Below are 21273 nucleotides of genomic sequence, written 5' to 3'. Positions count from 1 at the left end.
CCGGCGGCATGCGGACGACGACGACACCCGAAACCGTCGCGGAGCTCATCGCGCGCCAATGGGGCGATCACCGGCCCGGACTGAAGTACGCCGACGGCGTCCTCAGCCACCACCGGACCGCCCTGGAGGCCGCGGCGCGCGCCGCGCTCCTCGTCGACCTCCTGCCGCCGGGGGCGGAGCCGCACATCGGGGTGCTGCTCGACAACACCCCCGAGTTCCCGTTCTGGCTCGGCGCGGCGGCCCTCGCCGGGGCCGCCGTGGCCGGGATCAACCCCACCCGGCGCGGCCCGGAGCTCGCCCGCGACATCCTGCACACCGACTGCCGGATCCTGGTCACCGAGCGCGTGCACCTCCCGCTGCTGCGCGGCCTCGACCTGCCCGGCGTCCGCCTCCTGGTCACGGACACCGACGCGTACGCGGCCCTGCTCGCCCCGTACGCCGGCGCGAAGCCCGGCGACGCGACCCTCGGCTCCGGGCCCGGGCCCTCCTCCCGGCTGCTGCTCTACTTCACCTCCGGCTCCACCGGCGCACCCAAGGCCGCGATCTGCACCCAGGGCCGCGTCGCCGGCGCGGGACACTCGCTCGCCCGGCACTTCTCCGTCACCCCGGACGACGTCCACTACATCTGCATGCCCCTCTTCCACGGCAACGCCGTCATCGCCGACTGGCTGCCGGCCCTCGCGGGCGGAGCCGCGGTGGCCCTGCGCCGCCGCTTCTCGGCCTCCGCGTTCCTGGACGACGTGCGCGCCTACGGGGCGACGTACTTCACCTACGTCGGCCGGGCGGTCCAGTACCTCCTCGCCACCCCGCCCGGCCCGGACGACCGCGCGCACGCCCTGCGCCTGGGTTTCGGCACCGAGGCCGGGGCGGTCGACGCGGCGCGCTTCCACACGCGCTTCGGGGTCCGCCTCGTCGAGGGCTACGGGGCCACCGAGGGCGGGGCCTCCGTCCAGCGGACCCCCGACACCCCGCCGGGAGCCCTGGGGCGCGCGGGCGCGGGCGACGACCTGGCCGTCGTCGACCCGGAGACGGGCCGGGAGTGCCCGCCGGCCGCCTTCGACCCGCGGGGCCGGCTGCTCAACGGCGCCGAGGCCATCGGCGAGCTGGTCAACAAGGGCCGCAGCCTCTTCGAGGGGTACTGGCGCAACCCCGACGCGGAGGCGGAGCGCACCCGCGAGGGCTGGTACTGGACCGGGGACCTCTTCTTCCGCGACGCCGAGGGCTTCCTCTATTTCGCGGGCCGCGCGGACGACCGGCTGCGGGTCGACAGCGAGAACCTGGCCGCGGCGGTGATCGAGAACGTCCTGGCCCGCTGGGCGCCGGCCGCCGCGGTCGCCGTGTACGCCGTACCGGACGAGGTGGCGGGCGACCAGGTCATGGCGGCCGTCGCCCTGCGGGAGGGAGCGGGGTCCGCGTTCTCCCCGGAGGCCTTCGAGGCCTTCCTCGCCGCCCAGCCGGACCTCGGCACCAAGATGGCCCCGCGCTACGTCCGGATCGTCGAGGCCATGCCGACCACGGCGACGAACAAGGTCCACCGGGTCTCCCTGCGCCGCGCGGGCTTCCGGACCCCGGACCCGGTCTGGTGGCGCCGGCCCGGGGAGGCCTCGTACCGCCGGATGGATCCGGCGGATCTGGAGGCGCTCCTGGCCTCGTACGAGGCCCAGGGGCGGGCCGATCTGCTGGGGCGCTGAAAGCGGTTTTGAGCACCCCGGAGGAGCAGGTAGTATTTTCTCTGTCAGCAGGCGCCGCTAGCTCAGTTGGTTAGAGCAGCTGACTCTTAATCAGCGGGTCCGGGGTTCGAGTCCCTGGCGGCGCACCTGTCCTTCGGGCGGTTTCCGGTTCACCGGGAACCGCCCGAAGTGTTTTCCGGGTCCGTCGGCCGCCCCGGCCGGAGTGTTCCCGAGCTTGGTCCGGGACCCCCGCCGCTGGTCAGAGGGTGAGTGACAGCAGGAGCGGCGCTGCCTTCCGGTTCAGTACCTCGGCCGCGGCCCGCAGCCGGTGGGCGTGCTCGACCGGCAGCGAGAGGGCCAGGCAGCCCACCGAGGAGCCGGCGGTGATCGGGACGGCCGCGCAGACCGTGCCGACCGCGTACTCCTGAAGGTCGAGCACCGGCACCGTGGCCGGCTGGCTGTCCAGCTTCGAGAAGAGGATCCGCTCGTTCACGATCGTCTTCGACGTCAGCCGGGCGATCTTGTGCCGGGACAGGTGGTCGCGCCGGCCGTTCTGGTCGAGCTGGGTCAGCAGGCACTTGCCGACGGCGCTGGCGTGCGCCGCCGAGCGGAAGTCGACCCACTCGTGCACCTTGGGAGTGCGCGGGCTGTCCGCGAACTGGGTGATCCGGACCTCGCCGTCCACGTACCGGCTGATGTAGACCGCGGCGCCCACCGAGTCCCGCAACCGGTCCAGGGTGTCCTGCAGCTTGTTCTGCAGGGCCAGCTGGCGGTCGACGCCGGAGCCGAGGAGGACGAGCGAGTCGCCTATGGCATAGGCGCCGTCGGACACCTGCAGCACGTACCCCTCGCGGCGCAGCATGAGGAGCATGGGGGCGAGATGGACCGCCGGGAGGCCGGTCTCCCGCGCGATCTGTATATCGGTCACGCCGCCGGTATGGCGGGCGACCGCTTCGAGTACGCGCAGTGCGTACTGCACCGAGTGGAACGGCGCGGTCGGCTCGGGCTTCAGCGCCACGGTTTCCCCCTAGCAGGTTGTTACCGCTTGCCCCACCACGATAGCCATCAAGAGGGCCGGGTGGAGCGCCTGTTGAAGAACTTGATGGCTCAATTACGACCCTCTGCCTGGATCTACTCCGACGGCATATGCCAAGGTCATGCGCTTGTCCCGTGTGCCGGGAATGCCCGGAGGGCGGCCACGGGTTGGCATGTCCGTGAGGACGGCCGAGTGGAGCGGGGAGCACGATGAGTGACATTGCCGAAGGTGCCGGGACGGCCGGAGGCGCCGGCAGCGCCGGCGGCACCGGCGAGATCCGCGGGACCGCCCTCGGCCGCGCCCCGGTGCCGCTCTCGGTGCTGGACCTCGCCCTCGTCGGCGCGGGCAGCACCGCCCACGACGCCCTGCGCACCAGCGTGGCCCTGGCCCGGCTCGCCGAGTCCCGCGGCTACCAGCGGCACTGGGTCGCCGAGCACCACTCCCACCCCGGCGTGGCCAGCTCCTCCCCGGCCGTGATCCTGGCCCATCTCGCCGCCCACACCTCCCGGATCCGGCTGGGCTCGGGCGGGGTCATGCTGCCCAACCACGCCCCGCTCGCGATCGCCGAGCAGTTCGGCACGCTGGAAGCCCTGGCCCCGGGCCGGATCGACCTCGGTCTCGGCCGCGCCCCCGGCACCGACGGGCACACCGCCGCCGCGCTGCGCGGCGGGCGCCTCGACGAGTCCGCGGACGAGTTCCCCCGGCAGCTCGCGGAGCTGATCCGCTTCCTCGACGACGACTTCCCGGACGGGCACCCGTACGCCCGGGTGCACGCCGTGCCCGGCCGGGTCCAGGGGGGCGGCGTGGGGCGGCCGCCCGTCTGGCTGCTCGGTTCCTCCGGTTTCAGTGCGAGCCTGTCCGGCCGGCTCGGACTGCCCTTCGCCTACGCCCACCACTTCTCCCCGGCCGGCACCCTCCCCGCCCTGGAGCTCTACCGCCGCTCCTTCCGCCCCTCGGCCGTGCTGGACGCCCCGTACGTCATGATCGCGACCGGGGCCCTCGCCGCGGACACCACCGAGGAGGCCCGCGCCCAGGCCCTGGCCGGCGCGCTGTGGGCGCTGCGGCTGCGCACCGGGAACCTCGGGCTGGTCCCGACGCCCGAGGAGGCGGCGGCGCACCCGTACACGCGGGTCGAGCGCGATTTCGTGGACGAGCGGCTCACCGGTGTCGTCCACGGCGCCCCCGACGAGGTCCGCGACGGGCTCGACCGGCTGGTCGGGACGACCGGCGCCGACGAGCTGATGCTCACCTCCAACGCCCATGACGGCGAGGCCCGGTTGCGTTCGTACGAGCTCGTCGCAGATGCGTACGGGATGCCCGCGGACGGCCCGGCGCGCTCCTGACCGCACACGAACGGGGTTTGGCTGGTTTGTTGCCGAAACCTTGCGCGGAGGTGGCATAAGGGGTCCTTAAACTGCTCGTCACCCGGGGTGGCGGGCAGTTTTTGGTATGCATCCACGCCTCTGACAAGGGGATTTGTTCCTCGAGTGGTCTAGTCCTTCTTTGGTCCAAACCATTGACGCGGCCGGACGGTGATCGCTATCACTTCTCCCACCTGATGTTCTCGCTTCCCCCTCCCACCCCCCGGAGGCAGTTCATGCACATCCGTAAACCCCTCATCGCGGCCGCCGCCACGGCAGCGCTGGCAGCCGGAGCGCTGGCCACCTTCGCGGGGCTCGCCACCGCCTCGGCCGCCGAGTCCTCGACGACCGCCACGGCCGGCAACGTCAAGATCGCTTACTACGACCAGTGGAGCGTGTACGGGAACGCCTTTTATCCCAAGCACCTCGATACCCGTGGCATAGCGAGCAAACTGGACGTCATCAACTATTCGTTCGGCAACATCCACCCCACCGACCTCACCTGTTTCGAGGCGAACAAGGCGGCGGGCGACGACAACAACGCCAGTGCCGGTGACGGCGCGGGCGACTCGTACGCCGACTACCAGAAGTCCTTCAGCGCGGCCGACAGCGTCAGCGGCGTCGCGGACAAGTGGGACCAGCCGATCGTCGGCGTGTTCAACCAGTTCAAGCAGCTCAAGGCCAAGTACCCGAACCTGAAGATCAACATCTCGGTCGGCGGCTGGTCCTACTCGAAGTACTTCAGCGACGCGGCCAAGACCGACGCTTCCCGCAAGAAGCTCGTCTCCTCCTGCATCGACCAGTACATCAAGGGCAACCTGCCCGTCGAGGGCGGCTACGGCGGCGCGGGAAGCGCGGCGGGCATCTTCGACGGCATCGACATCGACTGGGAGTACCCGGGCTCGGCGGGCGGCCACCTCGGCAACCACTACGCCCCCGAGGACAAGCAGAACTTCACGCTCCTGCTGAAGGAGTTCCGCACCCAGCTCGACGCCTACGGCGCGGCCAACGGCGGCAAGCACTACCTGCTGACCTCGGCCCTGCCGGCCGGCCAGGACAAGATCAAGTACATCGAGACGGACAAGATCGGCGCGTACCTCGACTACGCGAACATCATGACGTACGACATGCACGGCGCCTGGGACGCGGACGGTCCGACGTACCACCAGTCCCCGCTGCTGAACTCGGCCGCCGACCCGACCGACGTCATCGCCCCGGGAACCGAGAAGTACGGAATCAAGAACGCCATCGACTCCTGGATCGACGGCAACGCGGCCTACGGCATCGCCGGCGGCTTCCCCGCCAACAAGCTGACCCTGGGCTACGAGTTCTACTACCGCGGCTGGAAGGGCGTTCCCGCCGGCACCACCAACGGCCTCGCCCAGCCCGCCACCCAGGCCTCCGCGGCCCGTCCGACCAGCCAGCAGGCCGGCATCGCGCTCTACAAGGAGCTCGGCGGGATCGTCGACAACCCGGCGACCACCTTCTGGGACGACCAGGCCAAGGCCTCGTACTTCTTCAAGGACGGCGAGTTCTTCACCGGCCTGAACCAGCGGTCCATCCAGGCCCGGGTCGACTACGGCAAGCAGCGCGGCCTGGCCGGCGCGATGATGTACTCCCTCCTCGGCCTGGACGCCAACGCCACGCTGCTGAACCAGATCTCGGACTCCCTCGGCGGCACCACCCAGCCGCCGACCACCCCGCCGACCACGCCTCCCACCACCCCGCCCACGACGCCTCCGACCACCCCGCCGACGACGCCCCCGACGACGCCGCCCACCACGGGCTGCACCGCCGCGGCCTACGTCCCCGGCACCGTCTACACCGGCGGCAGCGTGGTCTCGTACAACGGCCACACGTACAAGGCCCAGTGGTGGACGCAGAACGAGGTGCCCGGCACCACCGGTGAATGGGGTGTCTGGAAGGACCTCGGCGCCTGCTGATCTCCCCCCACCCCGCGCCGAGCGCCGGCCGCCCCCGCCCCCTCTCCCAGGGGTGCGGGGGCGGTCGTGCGCCGGTGCCGCGGGGTGCGCGCGGGCTCAGGCCGACGGCGGGCGGGCGGTGATCATCTCGGCGATCCGTTCCGGGGCCACCGCGCGCGAGTACAGCCAGCCCTGGCCGGTGTCGCAGCCGACGCGGCGCAGCCGGGCCGCCTGGCCGGCCGTCTCCACGCATTCCGCCGTCACCGTCAGGCCCAGCCGGTGCGCGAGCTGCACCAGGGCCTCGACGATGGTCTCGTCGGCCGGGTTCGGATGGGCGCCCTCCTCGTAGCGGAAGCCCCGGACGAAGGAGCCGTCCAGCTTCAGCACCGAGACCGGCAGCCGGCTGAGGTAGGCGAGGTTGGAGTACCCGGTGCCGAAGTCGTCGATGGCGATCCGCACCCCCATGTCGCTCAGCGCCTGCAGGGCCTGGAGCGGCCGCCCGGCCGAGCCCATCACCGCCGATTCCGTCAGCTCCAGTTGCAGCAGCTGCGGGGCCAGACCCGTCTCGGAGAGGATCTCGGCGACGTCGCCCACCAGGTCGGAGTCCCAGACCTGGCGCACTGCCACGTTGACGGACACGAAGACGGGGGAGTCGCTGGGCTGCTCGATCTGCCAGCGGCGCGCCTGGCGGCACGCCGTCCGGAGCACCCACCGCCCCAGCTGGACGATGGAGCCGTCCTCCTCCGCGATGCCGATGAACCGATTCGGCGTGAGGGTGCCGAACTGCGGATGGCTCCAGCGCACCAGGGCCTCGACCCCGCGCACCAGCCCGCTCTCCAGGTCCACCAGCGGCTGGTACTCCAGCGTGAACTCGCCGCGCTCCACGGCGGGCCGCAGGGTGGAGGCGAGGGCCTGCCGCGTCATCCGGTGCGCGTTGCGCTCCGGGTCGAAGAGCGTCCAGCGGGCCTTGCCGTCGGCCTTCGCCCAGTACAGCGTGGTGTCCGCGGCCTGCATCAGCGCGGTCGCCGAGGTTCCGGCGGCCGCCCGCTCCACCACCCCGATCGACGCGGAGACCGACAGCCGCTGCCCGGCCAGGTCGAACGGCTCCTGTACGGCGGCCAGCACGCTGCGGGCCAGGTCCGCGAGCTGCTCGGTGCCGGTGGAGTCCTCGACGAGCAGGGCGAACTCGTCGCCGCCGAGCCGCGCCACGAGGTGGCCCCCGGTGCGCCCGTAGCCGGACTGGTCGGCGCACTGCGTCAGCCGGGCGGCGACGGCGGCCAGCAGCCGGTCGCCGACCCGGTGGCCGAGGGTGTCGTTGACGGCTTTGAACCCGTCGAGGTCCAGGTAGCACAGCCCGATCCGGCCGGTGCCGCCGTGCTCGTACGAGGACGCCTCCAGGGCGGCGGAGAGCCGCTCGAAGAACAGCGCCCGGTTGGGCAGCCGGGTGACCGGGTCGTGCATCTGGAGGTGGCGCAGCCGGGCCTGGAGGTCGCGCCGGTCGCTGATGTCGGCGACGGACAGCAGCACTTCGCCGGACCCCGGGACGGGCCCGAGGGTGATCTCGGTCCAGAGCGAGTGCCCGTCGGGGTGCTTGATCCGGCGGGTGCAGCGCAGCCGGGCCTGACGGCCGCGCAGCACCTCCTGGTACGCCTGCCAGGTGCGGGCCTCGGAGGCCAGGTCCACCAGGTCGGCGGCGGACCGCCCGGCGAGGGCCTGGGGCCGGTTGCCGAGGAGGCCGGCGAGCGCCTCGTTCGCGCGGACGACGTGACCGGTGCGGTCGACGACGGCCATCGCGAGGTGGGCCGCGTCGAAGGCGGCCCGGTAGTCGGCCCGGCGGTCGGCCGGGTGCTCTTCCTGCTGCTCGCCCGGGCGGCCGGGCGGGTGCTCGGCCCGGCGCTCGTGCGGGTGGTCCGCCTGCTGCCCGGCCCGGTGTTCCGCCCCGTCGGGGGCCCCGTGCCCGGACCGGCCGCTGTCGTGGGATGCGGACCGCGCGCGGTCCGGGGTGGCCGTCGCCGCCACTGCGGTGTGACGCTGCGTCATGGCCGGTCGGATGCTGTCGGCCGCCGAACCGGTTCCTTCTGAGGTTCCGCTCACCGTTGGCTCCCGCAGTGCGTGTCGGTGTCCGTGCAGGAAAGTCTGCCGATCATAGAGGCTGCCGTGCGGCCCTATCCAGCGGCGTCGCCGTACGGGGCGCGGGAGTTCAGTGGGGTGACGGATCGTCGGTGCGGAGCCGCTTGATCGTTCCTGCTCGGCCGTGGCCGCGTGATGTCCTCCGTTGTCCTGACCTGATCGATCGTGACGTTCCGTAGACAGGCGCGTGAACTCCGGGCGTCACCGGCTTGCCCTAGTGCTCACTCGTGTGGGGCAGCGGAACAGGGCATTAGTAAGACAATCGCCTCAAGGTGGATGAAGAGGGACCAATCCACCACCGGAGGTCGATGTGCCGCGACAGCAGACACCCGGGGGAGTGGACCGCTCCCCTCTGCGGACCACGGCGGCGGCGGTCACTTCCCTGGCGGCGCTGGCCGCCATGTCGCTCGTCGCGGGACCCGCGGTCGCCGCCCCCGGGGCCGGACCCTGCGCGCTGACCCGTACCGCGGCGCACCACTCCCTGGGTCTGGACACCTGGAACGGCGCCTACCCCCGGCCCGAGCGGACCCTCAACGCGGTCATGGTCTTCCTCTCCTTCCCCGACCACCGCACCACCCTGACGACCGAGCAGCTCACCGGCGACTACTTCCCGGCGACCAGCGACTTCTTCGAGCGGGCCTCGTACGGCCGGTTCCGGCTGGTCCCCCACCCGCAGAAGCAGTGGACCAGGATGCCGAAGCCGTCCGCGGCCTACGGGATACAGCGCGACTGGGCCCCGGAGGGCCGCGCCGCCTACCTGCGCGACGCCGTGGCGGCCGCCGACCCGCAGGTGGACTTCAGCCGGTACGACGTCGTCTACTTCGTCGCCGACCCGGACGCCCCCGGCGTCGACTCGGACGCCACCAAGGTCGTCAACTTCGACCGCCCGATCAGCGCCGACGGCACGCAGCTGCGCCGCATCGTCACGGTCTTCGAGAAGCACCCGCCGGACCGCAACGTGCTGGCCCACGAGACCGGGCACGTCTTCGACCTGCCCGACCTGTACCACCGGCCGACGGACGGGAAGGGCGACTGGGACACGTACGTGGGGGACTGGGACGTCATGGGCAGCCAGTTCGGGATGTCCCCGGACCTCTTCGCCTGGCAGAAGTGGAAGCTGGGCTGGCTGGACGCCTCCCAGGTCGACTGCGTGCAGGCGGGCTCCTCCCTGCACACCCTCCAGCCGCTCTCCGCCGCACCGCTCCGGGGCGGCACGGGCGGCACCCGGCTCGCCGTGGTCCGTACGGGTTCCGGCAGCGCGATCGCGGTCGAGGCGCGGGGCTCCGCCGGCAACGACGGGGAGACGTGCACGGAGGGCGTCCTCGTCTACCGCGTCCGCAACGAGGCGGCCTCGGGGGGCGGGCCGATCGAGGTCGTGGACGCGCATCCGGGCACCGAGGCCTGCTGGGACCGGTCGGTGTACCCGCCGCTGGCGGACGCGCCGCTGGAGGTGGGGGAGACGTTCACCGTGCCGGGCGAGCGGATCACCATCAAGGTGGCGGACCGGACGCAGTCGGGCGCCTATACGGTGAAGATCACGCGGTAGCGGTGGCGGCACGTCCGGGCGCGGGACGCCGGACACGAAAAAGACCCCCACGCGTGTGGGGGTCTTTCTCCGTCTGTGCGCCGCCAGGGACTCGAACCCCGGACCCGCTGATTAAGAGTCAGCTGCTCTAACCAACTGAGCTAGCGGCGCTTGGTGACGAGCAAGACATTAGCACCCCGACCGGCGATCGGAAAAATCGATATCCGCAGCTCGGGCGGCCCGGACGAATGCCCACAGCAGGGCCTCGGGTCCGGGCAGCCAGGGCTGGCGGGTGTCGGGCGCCACCAGCCACCGGGACGGCCCGGGCCCGGCGGCCAGCGGGGGCACCGTGATGGCGTCCCCGCGGCCGTGGCAGAGCGGGGCGGCGGGGGTGGTGGAGGCGGTAGGTGTGGCGGGCGTGGCGGGGGTGCCCCATTCCTCCCAGGCGAGGAGTGCCGGGAGCCGGTGGGCGGTGCCGGGAGCGGCGAAGAGCAGCATCCGGCCGCGGTGCACGGCGGCCGGCCCGGAGCCGGGGCCCTCGGCCCAGAGCAGGTCGAGCATGCGGCGGCCGAGCACGAGCGGGACGTTGACGACGTCGAAGGCGGTCCCGCAGGGCAGCGCGGCGGGCGCGGTCGGCCGGGCCTGCCAGGCGCGGAGCGTGCGGTGCGGGTGTGCGGACGCGGAGGCGAGCCAGGCGGCGCCGGCCGGCGTGACGTGCGTGGCGGGGGTCCGCGGAGCCCGCGGGTTCCGCGCGTCGAGGGCGGGGCAGCTCGTCAGGGTCGTCATATGCCAAGGTCTACCGGGCGTAGCGGTTCGGTCCCCGGGAGTTACGGAAAGTGGGGACGGATGGGGTCCGACTGGGGTATGTTGCGCGCCGCATATGCCAGCAGTCGCGCGCGCGGCGCCCCGGAGCGCGGCCGGCGCGGGCTGCGGGGCGGGGCCGGGGGCCGCCGACGCGGCCCGGCCCGTGCCACGCGCTGTGCGTACGCCCGCGGGCCGGCCCGGTCGAACGGCCTACGGGATCTCGGGGGCGGCGCCGCGGAGGAGGGATTCGCCGAACTCGATCATCTTGCGCGCGTAGTCCTCGGTCCACTCCGCCTGCTCCGCGATCGCCGCCGTGGGCAACCGGTCGAAGCGCCTGGGATCCGCCAGCTGCGCCGCCGCCACCGCCTGGAACTCCACCGCCCGCTCCTGCGCCGCCCGGAACGCCAGCGTCAGTTCCGTCGCCCGGATCAGCAGTTCCCGCGGGTCGTCGATCGATTCGAGGTCGAAGAAGTGCTCCGGGTCGGTGACGGTCTCCGACGGCTCGAAGAGCAGCTGCGCGGGCCGCAACCTGCGCCGCGTCCGCTCGGGCTCTGCCATGCGTGTCCTCCTGCTGCGCGTACGAAAAGCTTCCGGGCCACCGTCCATTGTCCAACGTCGCGCAAGATGGCCGGAGAGCGCCCGCACACGAGTGGGAACACGCGTACGACCGATGGTGCGCACGGGGAACCGGACCGGCTCCGCGACGCGGGGGTCGAGCAGGTGAGCGGCTGCTGACGGGCCCACCGGTGTGCGGGTCGCCGCGGCCCGGCCGTTACTCCGGCGACGCCACGCAGGTCACGGGCGTGCGGCCGCCGCGGCGTCCAGCTCCGTCAGCGTCGCGCGCAGCCAGTCGAGTTCGGCCCGGCTGGTCGCCCGCGCGATGGCCAGCATCCCCTGCCGGAACGGGTCGCGCAGTTCCTCCGCGCGCACCGGCCGGTCGCCCTCGTAGAAGAAGCTCGAGGGCTGTTCCAGGAACGCCAGGCGCCGCCGCAGCACCGCCGCCTGGGCCGGGCCGTCGTCGTCCAGGTACCGGAGGAACGCCAGGACCGTGAACCACCGGTTCTCGTCGCTGACCTCCACCTCCGCGGGCTCCGTCAGGCGCCGGCGCACCTCCGCCCTGCCCTGTTCGGTCAGGTCCAGCACGTGCCGGGGAGCGGCTCCCGCGCCGGGCCGGGTCTCCCGCCGCAGCCATCCCGACTTCTCCAGGCGCTTGATCGCCGGGTAGAGGGTGCCCTCCGCGATCGGCTTGACGTGGCCGGTCAGGGCCGCGATGCGACGGCGGAGTTCGTAGCCGTGCAGGGGGGTCTCGTACAGGAAACCCAGGATGGCCAGTTCGAGCATGCCCGTCATTATGCTTCACCGGCGTAGTACAACGCAGTCGACATACATCGATGCCGATGTATAGTCCCGGACGGAATCCCCACCTCTGGAAGGCGGCAGCGATGCGACAGACCGGATTCGGCACCGAAGGCGCGTACATACGCTGGACGGAGGCCGACGGCGCCGGCCCCGCGCGGGTCCACGTACACGGACTGGGCGCCGCGTCCGGGCCGTACACCGCGCACCTCTCGCTGGACCCGGCCCTGGCCGGGCGCCGGACGCTCTTCGTCGACCTGCCCGGCTTCGGGATCAGCGACCGCCCCGCCGGCTTCGGGTACTCCCCGGAGGACCACGCCGAGGCGCTCGCCGCCGTCTTCGCCGCGGCCGGTGTGACCGGCGCCGAAGTGGTCGGCCACAGCATGGGCGGTGCGGTCGCCATCGTCCTGGCCTACCGCTACCCCGCGCTCGTCTCCCGCCTCGTGCTCGGCGAGGCCAGGCTCGACCCGCATCTGGGTCTGCTCCCCGGCGGCAGCGGCATCGTCTCCTACTCCGAGGAGGAGTTCGTGCGCGGCGGGGGGTTCGAGGCCACCCTCGAACGCGTCGGCTGGCGGTGGAGCGCCACGATGCGGCTCGCCGACCCCGTCGGCCTGTACCGCAGCGCGGTGGGGCTGGACCGCGCCACGCGGCCCACCCTGCGGGCCATGCTGGAATCCCTCGGCATCCCGCGGGACTTCCTCATCGGGGAGTTGAGCCCGGACATCTGGGACGCGGCCCGACTCGCCGACGCCGGGGTCCGGGTGGTGACGGTGCCCGACGCGGCGCACTGCCTCATGTTCGACAATCCCCGGGCTTACGCCGCCGCGATCAGCGGCGGGTGAACCCGGTCAGGGCTTCCAGCTCACCCGGTGCTCCGCCAGGTGCGCCAGCACCGAGTGGTTGGCCTCCCAGCCGTCCGGGAACTTCACCGTCACCCCCAGCTGCACCGGCTCCGTCGACGGGTGCTCGTCCAGCAGTTCCGCTATCCCCGCACGGGCCACCACCACGCAGGCGTGCCGGTGCCGCGAGGCCAGGACGCACAGCCGGCCCGTCTCCAGGTGGAAGGCGGTCGCGTCCGGGCGGCCCGACAAGGGGTGGAGGACGACCGTGAGGTCGTACTCGCGTCCCTGCAGCCGGTTCGCGGTGTCCACCGTGACCCCGGTGACGCCCAGCGCGGCCAGCGCCGCGCGGACCGCCGCCGCCTGGTCGCGGTGGGCCGTGCCGACGGCGATCCGGTCGGCCGTCAGCGGGGACGGGCCGCCGGGCTGCTCGTCCACCGTCACCGCGCCCCGGTCCAGCGCCCGGCGGACCACCAGGGCCACCGCCCGCACCGCCTCCGGATCGGTGCGCGGCGTGTGCCGGGCCGGGAGTTCCAGCAGGCCCCAGCCCGACTCGGCGGCCTCGTCCAGGACCCGGTCGGGGCCCGAGCCGTCGCCCGCCACCCCGTAGGACAGCCGGCGTTCGCCGTGGCCCGTACCGCTGCGGAACTGCGTGTACGGGTAGAACGCGCGGGAGACGAGCGGCGCTGCCGAAGCCGGCAGCCGCCACGACACCGGCAGCCGGTGCTGCGGCAGCGTCGGGTTGTGGGCGAGCAGGGTGCTGACCGCCGAGGCGGAGGGGTCGTAGGACAGGCCCGCCCACTGCTCGGCGCCGACCACGCTGAAGGGGTCCAGCTGCCCCGGGTCGCCGACGAACAAGGCCCGGTCGAACAGCCCGGCCACGGCCAGCAGGGCGTCCGAGCGCATCTGGTAGGCCTCGTCCACGATGGCGTGCTCCCAGGGCTCCACGTTCTTGACCCAGGCCCACTTGGCCGCCGTGGAGATGGTGACCGGCAGCTCGGCGAGGTCGGCCGCCTTCGAGGAGAGGACCACCGAGTCCAGCTCGCGCAGGGCGGGATCGTAGGCGTCCGCGTCACTGCTGTGCAGCCGGCCGACCTTCAGCTCCGGGTCCTTGCCGTGGAGCCGCAGCACCAGGTCGTCGACCTGCGCGTTGGTCTGCGCGACCACCATGAGCCGGCGCCCGGCCGCGGCCAGCTCCCGCGCCGCCCGGACCACCAGCGTGGACTTGCCGGCCCCGGGCGGGGAGTCGACGACCACGCCCCGCGCCGTGCCGTGCAGGGTGTCGCGCAGGATGGCCCCGGTGGCCCGGTCGGCCTCGGTGCCCGGATCGAAGCTCACAGCAGGTCCTCGTCGGTCACGGGGTCGGGAAGCGGCAGCGGCGGCGCGGTGGCGGCGCCGGCGGCCAGGTGCGCGGGCGGTCCGCCGTGGGTCCACGGGGTCTGCTCGGGGTCCGGCAGCTTCGGGCCGCCGCGCGCGTCGTGCTCGAAGAGCGTCCAGCACATCCGGTCGCCCTTCTCGGGCACCGAGCCGGCCTCCGGTTCCCTGCCGCGGCCCATCTTGTCGAGGAGGCGCAGCACGAGCCGGCCGTCCTCCTCCCAGCGGACGAACCGGGCGCTCTGCGGGCGGCCGTCCAGCGAGCGGTACACCTTCGGCCCCTGTCCGCCGCCCTCACCGCCGGCGGTCAGCTGAGGCCGGTCCGCCGTGGCCACGGTCACCAGCGGACGCGGGCTCGGCCGCTTCGCGTCCGTCCACTCCATGACCACGTCGACCACCTCGCCGGCGAAGGCCTCGCCGGCGTGCCGACGGCCCGCCATCACCAGCGGGTCGTCCAGGGCCTCGTGGGCGTCGAGCTTGACCTGCTCGCGCTCCCGCGCGGCCAGCTTCGCGGCCGCCGTCACCGCGTCGTCGCGGCGCGGCTGCGGGGCCTCGCCCGAGCGGACCCGGTCCCGGTGCGCGCTGTACGACCAGCGGTCGCCGGTCCAGCGGTCCACGGTCCGCTCCCCGGCGGGCAGTTCGCGCAGCAGCCCGATGGCCCGCCAGGTCGCGTCCCAGGTGTCGCGCATCTGGTCCTCGACGAGCCGGCGCACCACCCGCTCCGCGGACCGCCGCGCCTCGCCGTCCGCCGGTCCGGCCGTCCGCGCCGCGTCGTACTTCGCGATCGCCGGAGCCAGCAGCTTGTTGTCGAAGGCCGGATCGGTGGCCGGTCCGGCCGGCGGGACCAGCAGCTGCCCGTCCCCGCCCCGGCCGAGCTCCGCGCGCAGCGCCCACGCGGCGCCGCACTCGCCCTCCGGCGGGTCGATCCACGCCAGCAGCGCCCCGAGGTGCTGGTCCTCGAGATTGCTCTGGCCCGTCGCCCAGTGCCGGGACAGCAGGTCAGTCGCCGACAGCAGCATCGAGGAGCCCGGCACCCGGGAGCGCTCCGCGAGGTGCGTGAACCAGCGGCCCAGCAGCGGCACCCGCGCGGGCGCCGGATAGGGGTTCTCGGGGTCCTCCTCGGCGGTCCGGCGGAACCGCATGGACCGGCCCAGCAGCCGTACGAACTCGATGCCCGCGCGGCTCGGCACGATCAGCTGCGGCGCGTCGAGGCACAGCTCGGCGGTGGCCTTGAGCCCGGTCTCGGGGTCGGTCTCGTTGCGCTCCACGAGCTCGACCTCGTCCGCGTACCCGTCGATGTACGGGACCACGTACCCGGCCAGCTCCGCCAGGAACTCCCAGCGCAGGTCGCGGTCGCGCGGCTGCGGTAGGGCGAGGATCCGCGGCTCGTCCGGATCGGTGCCGAACATCGCCCCGAGCGGAGCCCCGGCCTCGCCCGCCGTCGTCAGCGGTACGAAAACCAGCGGGCGCTCGCTCAGGTGCCGGTGCCGTACGGTCGCCAGGGCCTGGGCCCGGCCGGCCCGGACGGCCTCGAGCCGGGCCAGGGTGGTCAGCAGGGACATGCGCGGTCCTCCTGGCGGATCAGGGCGGGGGCCTGCTCCAGGGCCTCGGCGCGCAGCCGGGCGGCGTACCGCAGCGCGGCCGCGGTCGGGTCGGCCCCGGTCTCGGCGCTGACGTCGGGGTCGGCGTCGGGGTCGGCGTCGAGGTAGGCCCCGGGTCCGGCTCCGCGGCCGGCGGCGGGTTCGCCCGCCAGGGCCGCCGCGAGGGCGGCCTCCACGGTGGTCAGGGCGCCCAGCTCGCCCCGTACGGAGCGGCCCAGCGCGGTCACCTCGCCGGCCCCGCGCGCCCGTTCCCGACAGTGGAAGGCCAGCTCGCAGGCGGCCAGGCACTCGGGGGCATAGGCGGCGGAGACGGCCGCGACGGCCTCGGTCAGCTCCTCGGCGGAGCGCGCCGGATCGAAGCTGAGCCCCTCGGGCAGGGCCCCGGCCAGCTCCTCGACCCGGGTGAGGCGCTCCAGCTGGCGCAGGGTCACGGAGCGCTCGCGGCGGACGTCGACGGGGGAGGCGGTCGGCAGGTTGGAGAAGTCCTTGGGGCAGACCAGCAGCACGGTGTGCCCGACCTCGGCGCCGGCCAGCTTCGCGGCGGTCTTCTCCAGGGCCAGCACGTAGACCGCGGCCTGGCGGGCGGCGGCGCCCACCTTCGCCGCGTCGGCGGTCCCGTCGATCACCGGGAACGACTTGATCTCCACGACGGTCCAGCGGCCGTCGGGATGCACGACCACGGCGTCCGGTTCCAGGTAGGCCGGGGACCCGGCCACCTCCAGGGCGAGCATGGGGTGGTCGAGCAGGGTCCAGGCCCCGGCGGCGGTGGCGTCGCGCAGCGCGAGCGCGGTGCGGGCGGCGCGGCCCTCCGGCCCGGCGGCGGTGAGGTCGGGCCGGAGGGCGTCCGCGCCGGGCGGCTCCACCCGGGCGCCGGCCGGGGTGCCGGCACCCGGTCCCGCGCCGAGGTGTTCGTACACGAGCCGCAGGAGCTCGGCGCCGCCGTCGCCCTTGACCTTGGCCTCGAAGGAGTTCCCGCGCACGATGGCGAACTGCGACTGGCCGAAGGCGGCGGGCGAGCCGAGGGCCGCCGCCAGGACGGTCTTGTCCACGCCGGCGCCGTCGAGCAGGGCGCGTCTGCCGCAGCCGGGGTTGGCGGCGAGGGCCGCCAGCGCGCGGGCGTCGAGCGGACGGGGCGGTACGGCGGGGCCGCGCAGGTCAGCGAGCCGCTGCCGCAGTGCCGCCGGCTGGGGGGCCCTCGGCTGCGGGGCCGGGGGCCGCGGGGTCCGGGACCGCGGGGGGCGCGAAGCCTGGGCCCGGGGCGGAAGGCTCTGCGGCGGCTGACCGCTGGACGGGTAGGAGCTCACCCGCGGAAGTCTCCCATCCGCCACTGACAATCGTGGACTTACCGTGGAAACCGGCTGTTCGGGCCGTATCCGGGCCGGACGCGGCGGGTGCGGGAGACGCGGCGGGTGCGGCGATCGGGGCGGACGTGGCGGGTGCGGCGGACGCGGCGGACCGGCGGGTCACGGCAGGCATGACGGCGCGGGCCGCGAGCCAGCCGACGCCCATGACGGCCGCCCCGGCGACGGCGTCGAGGAAGTAGTGGTTGGCCGTGCCCATGACCACGAGGGCCGTGACGGCGGGGTACGCGGCGCCGAGCGCCCGCACCACCGGGTGGCGCCCGTGGCGCCACAGCGAGATGCCGCACCACAGGGCCCAGCCCACGTGCAGGCTCGGCATGGCGGCGAACTGGTTGGTGAAGGAGCCGAGCCCGCGCGGGGCACTGGCCTCGCCGCCCCACCAGCCGTACCCGCTGTAGCGGGCCATCGTGTCGACGAAGCCGTACGAGGCGTCCAGCAGCCGGGGCGGGCAGGTCGGGACCAGGGCGAAGCCGATGAGCCCGAGGAGGGTGGAGCACATCAGCCAGGTCCTGGCGAATCGATACTGCACAGGGCGGCGGTGGTAGAGCCAGATCAGCACGGCGGGGGTGACGAGGTAGTGCAGCGAGGCGTAGACGAAGTCGGCGGGTATGCCGAGCGCGCCCTGGTCGGTGAAGAGCCGGTTGAGCGGCCGCTCGAAGTCGATCCGCAGCAGCTCCTCCAGGCGCAGGATCGCGAGTCCGTGGTCCACGGCGAGCCGCAGGTCGCCCCGGACGAGGAGTCTGCCGCCCGAGTACGCCGCGTAGACGAGCCCCAGGAGCAGCAGTTCGGCCCACCATCGTGGGGCTTGCCGCCGATTAGTCATACGCCGTAAGACGTGTGTGAAGTGACGGAGGTTGCACGCCATTCACGTCATGGATGATGGATGGACGACGCAATCCCCGCAAAGCCGTGCGAATGGCTTCGTCGTTCCGTAACCCCCGCCCCTCGACCGGGAGAACTCATATGGCCCCCCGCATCCTCTTGGCCCGTCACGGCCAGACGGCGTGGTCCCAGCTCGGCAAGCACACCGGACGCACCGACGTGCCCATGCTGGAGGAGGGCAGGCGCGGCGCGAAGCTGCTCGGCGAGCGCCTCGCGCGCGATCCGTGGGCGAGCCTGCGCGGCCTGGAGGTGCGCACCAGCCCGCTCGTGCGCGCGAGCGAGAGCTGCGACCTGGCCGGCTTCGGCGTCCAGGCGGAGCCGTGGGACGCGCTGATGGAGTGGGACTACGGCGACTACGAGGGCATGACCCCGGCCGAGATCCAGGCGGTCCGGCCCGGCTGGCTGATCTGGCGCGACGGGGTCCCGGGCGGCGAGTCCGTCGCGCAGATCTCGGCCCGAGCGGACGAGGTCGTCACCTGGGCCCGTTCGGCCGAGCGGGACGTCCTCGTCTTCGCGCACGGCCACATCCTGCGCACCCTGGCGGCGCGCTGGCTCGGCTTCGAGGCCTCCTTCGGCGCCCGCATCCGGCTGGAGCCGACGTCCCTGTCGGTCCTGGGCTGGGCGTACGGGGCCCCCGCGCTGGAGCGGTGGAACGACACGGGCCACTTGGACGTGTGACACCCCCTGTCTCCGCCCCGGCCCCCGCCGGCCCCGGTCCGTCCGCGAACTCCCCGTACGGCGCGAACTCCCCGTACGGCGCGGGCCGGTCGGACGGCGGGGGCGCCGGGCGGGGCCGGTGCCGCCGGGCCTCAGGCCGAGGCGTGGCGGGTCAGGAACGCGCCCACGCGCGGGGAGCGCTGGTGGGGAACCAGGGTGCCGGCCGTCGCCGCGAGCATGGACCGGATGCGGGTCGACTGCACCTCGGTCAGCAGGTCCAGCACCCGCCCGCCCGCCCAGGAGGCCTCGTCGGGGGCGCCGGCGTGCGCCAGGTTGTCGGCCAGTTCGGCGGTGTACAGGGCGACGTTGCGGGCGAAGTGCGGATCCTGGAGGTCCGCCGCCCGCCGCGCGTGCCGCGCCGCGCGGGCGTGTTCGCCGAGCGCCGCCCAGCAGCGGGACTCGAGCGACTCCAGTTCGGCCTCGCCGAAGAAGGACATCCACTCGGGGTCGGCCCCGGCCTCGCCGCGCGAGAACTCCGTGTGGGCCCGGGCCAGCGCCTCCTCGCACGCCTTGCGGTCCGCCAGCCCCGCCCAGCCGCCGGCCTCCCGGAGGGCGAGCAGGGAGAGCAGCCGGGGGGAACCGAGGGCGCGGGCGGCGCGGCGGCCCGCCTGGGCCGCTCGTACCGACTCGCGCGGCCGGCCGCAGTCCCGCGCCAGGAAGGCCATGTTGCTGAAGGCGTGCGCCTCCAGGCCCGGGTCGCCGCAGACCCGGGCCGTGGCGAGGGCCTCCGCGTAGTGCGAGCGGGCGTCGTCGAAGCGGCCCGAGTCGTGCGCGAGCCAGCCCACCGAGACGGCGAGTTCGCCCGCGCCCGCGTGCAGCCGGTCCTCGGTGGACTGCCGGGTGGCCCCCGCGTCGAGCAACGCGTAGGCGGTGCGCAGGGGTTCAGCGGCCCGCCGGTAGAGGTCGTCCGCGCCGTGCCGGTCGTCCAGCAGCCGGATCTGGCGCACGGCGTCCTCGACCGCGGCCGCCTCGGACTCGCCGGCGCGGGAGGGGAGCCGGCGGGCGTCGCCGAGCAGGGTGAGGCTGAGGGTCGCGGCCGCCACGGTCGCGGAGCCGCCCGCCATGAACGCGCGACGCAGCACGTCGCTCTCCTTGGAACGCGAAGGGGAACCCGGCCGGGGACGCTGGGTGAAGGGGGAGAAGGGCGAGGCCTGTTCGCGCTGGGCCAGCCTGCCGCGCACGGTCTCGCGGGGGGAGAACCCGAGGTCGCCCAGGGTGTGGCCGGGGAACATGTGGAGGAAGACCCGCTCATAGGCGTAGTTGGGGCAACGGATCTCGCCGGACTCGACCCGGCCGATGTAACGGGCGTCGCAGGAAACCGTTTCGCCGATCTCCTTCGCCGCCCTGCGCACCATCGCGGCGAACTCGGCCGGGGAGTGCTGCCCGCGCAGCCGCCGGAAAGGGGAATTGGGTGAGTGGGGGGACGCCGCCATGGACGTGGCCTCTCTGGGGCAAGGGACGCGCTGCCGGTGGCTGTGTGACGGGTGTCCGGCGGGCACGAACGTACCGCCAGTGACCGGTGGTTGACGCGGTGTTTGGCTACAAAACGGATATCTCACCCGGGATCCGCCATGAACTGCCATCCTTTGCAGCGTCTTGCCGCCGCACCCGTTGACGTTCCCGCGCGTTGAACCCATGCGGAGTGGGAGGAACCTTTCTGGGTTCCCGCCCTTCCCGTGAGGGTCGTACGCGGATCGAGGAGGGGTTCCCTTGGTGGAGGCCGGCATGGAGAGCACTGGAACGGACACCGCGCCCGAGCCCGGCGCGCCGCTGATGACCGGAGCGCCCCTGGGGTCCGGCCTGTCCGCGGCGCCCGGCGCCCTCCTGATCGCCGGAGCCCCGGATCTGGTCACCGTGCCCACCCGGCAGGGGCTGGAGGCCGTCGACATCATCCGCCGGGCCGCCGGCCAGGCCAGCCAGGCGTGCGGCGTCGGCCCGGTCCTGCACGACGGCTCGGGCAGCACCCTCGGCTTCCTCGTCCCGCCCGGCACGGCCGACGCCTGGGACCTGCCGGGCAGCGCCTGCACGCAGACCAACGGGCGCGGCATGCGCTTCGGCGACGCCTCGCCCACCGCGGGCGACACCGGCTGGCTGCTCCCCCCGGAGGCCGTCGAGCCGGTCACCGACCCGGAGGTGCTGCGCGCGGCGCTCGGCGAGGCGGCCCGGCTGATCGAGGCCGCGGACAACTGTCGCTGACCCCGGCCCCGCCCTGACCAGCCATAATGGGCGGGTGGCAGGCAAGGGCAAGGACAAGCGGCGCGGACGCGACACCTCCGAGGCGGTGATCGGTCAGGTGGACGGCGGGCAGGCCGCGCTGGAGCCCGACCGGGAGCGCCCGCGTGCCTGGACCCTGCTCGTCGACGGAGCCCCGCAGTCGCACGTGGACCTGGACGACCCCGGATACCTGGACTTCTCCTACCAGCGCCGGATCGGCCACCTGATCGACCTCTGCGCGCCCGCCCGGCAGCCCCTGAACGTGCTCCACCTCGGCGGCGGAGCCTTCACCCTCGCGCGGTACACGGCCGCCTCCCGCCCCCGCTCGACGCAGCAGATCGTCGAGATCGACGCCGGGCTCGTGGCCTTCGTCCGCACGCACCTGCCGCTGGTCCCCCCGGCGCGGGTGCGGGGGCGGGGGGTCCACCCGCGCGCGGGGCCGGCCCAGGGCCCCGCCGGCGGGGCGGACCGCGAGTTAGCG

The 21273-nt window shown here is 73.8% G+C and carries 16 protein-coding genes, 2 tRNA genes and 2 pseudogenes; 9 read left to right on the top strand and 11 right to left on the bottom strand.

Annotation, left to right across the window (positions count from 1 at the left end; genetic code table 11):
* Window positions 1–8: 8 nt before the first annotated feature.
* On the top strand, window positions 9–1691 hold the full coding sequence (locus tag ACWF9Z_RS13990) for an AMP-binding protein (protein ID WP_453601567.1): 1683 nt from the start codon (window positions 9–11) through the stop codon (window positions 1689–1691).
* 51 nt (window positions 1692–1742) lie between these two features.
* A tRNA-Lys gene (locus tag ACWF9Z_RS13985) sits at window positions 1743–1816 on the top strand.
* Window positions 1817–1929: 113 nt separating this feature from the next.
* Here the strand turns inward: ACWF9Z_RS13985 and ACWF9Z_RS13980 are convergent.
* Window positions 1930–2688: an IclR family transcriptional regulator gene (locus tag ACWF9Z_RS13980; RefSeq protein ID WP_453601564.1), complete on the bottom strand. Its 759-nt coding sequence runs from the start codon at window positions 2686–2688 to the stop codon at window positions 1930–1932.
* A gap of 227 nt (window positions 2689–2915) precedes the next feature.
* On the opposite strand from ACWF9Z_RS13980, the gene ACWF9Z_RS13975 reads away from it, so the two are divergent.
* Both ACWF9Z_RS13975 and ACWF9Z_RS13970 read left to right on the top strand, forming a co-directional pair.
* Complete coding sequence (locus ACWF9Z_RS13975; protein WP_453601562.1) at window positions 2916–4049, top strand: LLM class flavin-dependent oxidoreductase; 1134 nt, start codon at window positions 2916–2918, stop codon at window positions 4047–4049.
* Between the two features lie 254 nt (window positions 4050–4303).
* Window positions 4304–6010, top strand: a complete 1707-nt coding sequence (locus ACWF9Z_RS13970; RefSeq protein ID WP_453601559.1) for a glycosyl hydrolase family 18 protein — start codon at window positions 4304–4306, stop codon at window positions 6008–6010.
* Window positions 6011–6106: 96 nt separating this feature from the next.
* On the opposite strand, the gene ACWF9Z_RS13965 is transcribed toward ACWF9Z_RS13970, so the two are convergent.
* Complete coding sequence (locus ACWF9Z_RS13965; protein ID WP_453601557.1) at window positions 6107–8029, bottom strand: putative bifunctional diguanylate cyclase/phosphodiesterase; 1923 nt, start codon at window positions 8027–8029, stop codon at window positions 6107–6109.
* A 400-nt stretch (window positions 8030–8429) separates the two neighbouring features.
* Here ACWF9Z_RS13965 and ACWF9Z_RS13960 point away from each other — a divergent pair, with 400 nt between their 5' ends.
* A complete protein-coding gene (locus ACWF9Z_RS13960; RefSeq protein WP_453601554.1) occupies window positions 8430–9665 on the top strand; it encodes a M6 family metalloprotease domain-containing protein in 1236 nt (411 codons plus the stop codon).
* A 76-nt stretch (window positions 9666–9741) separates the two neighbouring features.
* Here the strand turns inward: ACWF9Z_RS13960 and ACWF9Z_RS13955 are convergent.
* The 4 genes and pseudogenes from ACWF9Z_RS13955 to ACWF9Z_RS13940 form a co-directional block, all read right to left on the bottom strand.
* Window positions 9742–9815, bottom strand: a tRNA-Lys gene (locus ACWF9Z_RS13955).
* Window positions 9806–10430 (bottom strand): annotated as a pseudogene (locus tag ACWF9Z_RS13950) (bifunctional DNA primase/polymerase). The gene ACWF9Z_RS13955 and the pseudogene ACWF9Z_RS13950 overlap by 10 nt, the downstream one beginning before the upstream one ends.
* Window positions 10431–10658: 228 nt before the next feature.
* On the bottom strand, window positions 10659–11006 hold the full coding sequence (locus tag ACWF9Z_RS13945; protein WP_453601551.1) for a hypothetical protein: 348 nt from the start codon (window positions 11004–11006) through the stop codon (window positions 10659–10661).
* A 237-nt stretch (window positions 11007–11243) separates the two neighbouring features.
* On the bottom strand, window positions 11244–11789 hold the full coding sequence (locus ACWF9Z_RS13940) for a PadR family transcriptional regulator (RefSeq protein ID WP_453601548.1): 546 nt from the start codon (window positions 11787–11789) through the stop codon (window positions 11244–11246).
* Between the two features lie 101 nt (window positions 11790–11890).
* Between ACWF9Z_RS13940 and ACWF9Z_RS13935 the strand changes: the two genes are divergently transcribed.
* Window positions 11891–12646: an alpha/beta fold hydrolase gene (locus ACWF9Z_RS13935; RefSeq protein ID WP_453601545.1), complete on the top strand. Its 756-nt coding sequence runs from the start codon at window positions 11891–11893 to the stop codon at window positions 12644–12646.
* A gap of 6 nt (window positions 12647–12652) precedes the next feature.
* On the opposite strand, the gene ACWF9Z_RS13930 is transcribed toward ACWF9Z_RS13935, so the two are convergent.
* The 4 genes and pseudogenes from ACWF9Z_RS13930 to ACWF9Z_RS13915 form a co-directional block, all read right to left on the bottom strand.
* Window positions 12653–13981, bottom strand: coding sequence for an AAA domain-containing protein (locus ACWF9Z_RS13930; protein ID WP_453601544.1), 1329 nt, complete (start codon window positions 13979–13981; stop codon window positions 12653–12655).
* Window positions 13978–15579, bottom strand: coding sequence for a hypothetical protein (locus ACWF9Z_RS13925; protein WP_453601542.1), 1602 nt, complete (start codon window positions 15577–15579; stop codon window positions 13978–13980). Before ACWF9Z_RS13925 ends, ACWF9Z_RS13930 begins: the two co-directional genes overlap by 4 nt.
* Window positions 15567–16922, bottom strand: a complete 1356-nt coding sequence (locus ACWF9Z_RS13920) for a hypothetical protein (protein ID WP_453601540.1) — start codon at window positions 16920–16922, stop codon at window positions 15567–15569. Before ACWF9Z_RS13920 ends, ACWF9Z_RS13925 begins: the two co-directional genes overlap by 13 nt.
* 199 nt (window positions 16923–17121) lie before the next feature.
* Window positions 17122–17802, bottom strand: a pseudogene (locus tag ACWF9Z_RS13915) (phosphatase PAP2 family protein); the annotation flags it as partial.
* Between the two features lie 140 nt (window positions 17803–17942).
* Here ACWF9Z_RS13915 and ACWF9Z_RS13910 point away from each other — a divergent pair.
* A complete protein-coding gene (locus ACWF9Z_RS13910) occupies window positions 17943–18539 on the top strand; it encodes a histidine phosphatase family protein (protein WP_453601538.1) in 597 nt (198 codons plus the stop codon).
* 131 nt (window positions 18540–18670) lie between these two features.
* Here the strand turns inward: ACWF9Z_RS13910 and ACWF9Z_RS13905 are convergent, their stop codons facing one another.
* Window positions 18671–20011: a tetratricopeptide repeat protein gene (locus ACWF9Z_RS13905; protein ID WP_453601535.1), complete on the bottom strand. Its 1341-nt coding sequence runs from the start codon at window positions 20009–20011 to the stop codon at window positions 18671–18673.
* A gap of 292 nt (window positions 20012–20303) precedes the next feature.
* Between ACWF9Z_RS13905 and ACWF9Z_RS13900 the strand changes: the two genes are divergently transcribed.
* Together ACWF9Z_RS13900 and ACWF9Z_RS13895 are read left to right on the top strand one after the other, a co-directional pair.
* Window positions 20304–20774: a hypothetical protein gene (locus ACWF9Z_RS13900; protein WP_453601532.1), complete on the top strand. Its 471-nt coding sequence runs from the start codon at window positions 20304–20306 to the stop codon at window positions 20772–20774.
* Between the two features lie 118 nt (window positions 20775–20892).
* On the top strand, window positions 20893–21273 hold a 381-nt coding region (locus ACWF9Z_RS13895), incomplete at its 3' end, for a spermidine synthase (protein ID WP_453601814.1).

Source organism: Streptomyces sp. NPDC054961, from assembly GCF_053609145.1.
Note: the sequence above shows the minus strand (reverse complement) of the source record. Positions and strands in the feature narration are given on the sequence as shown.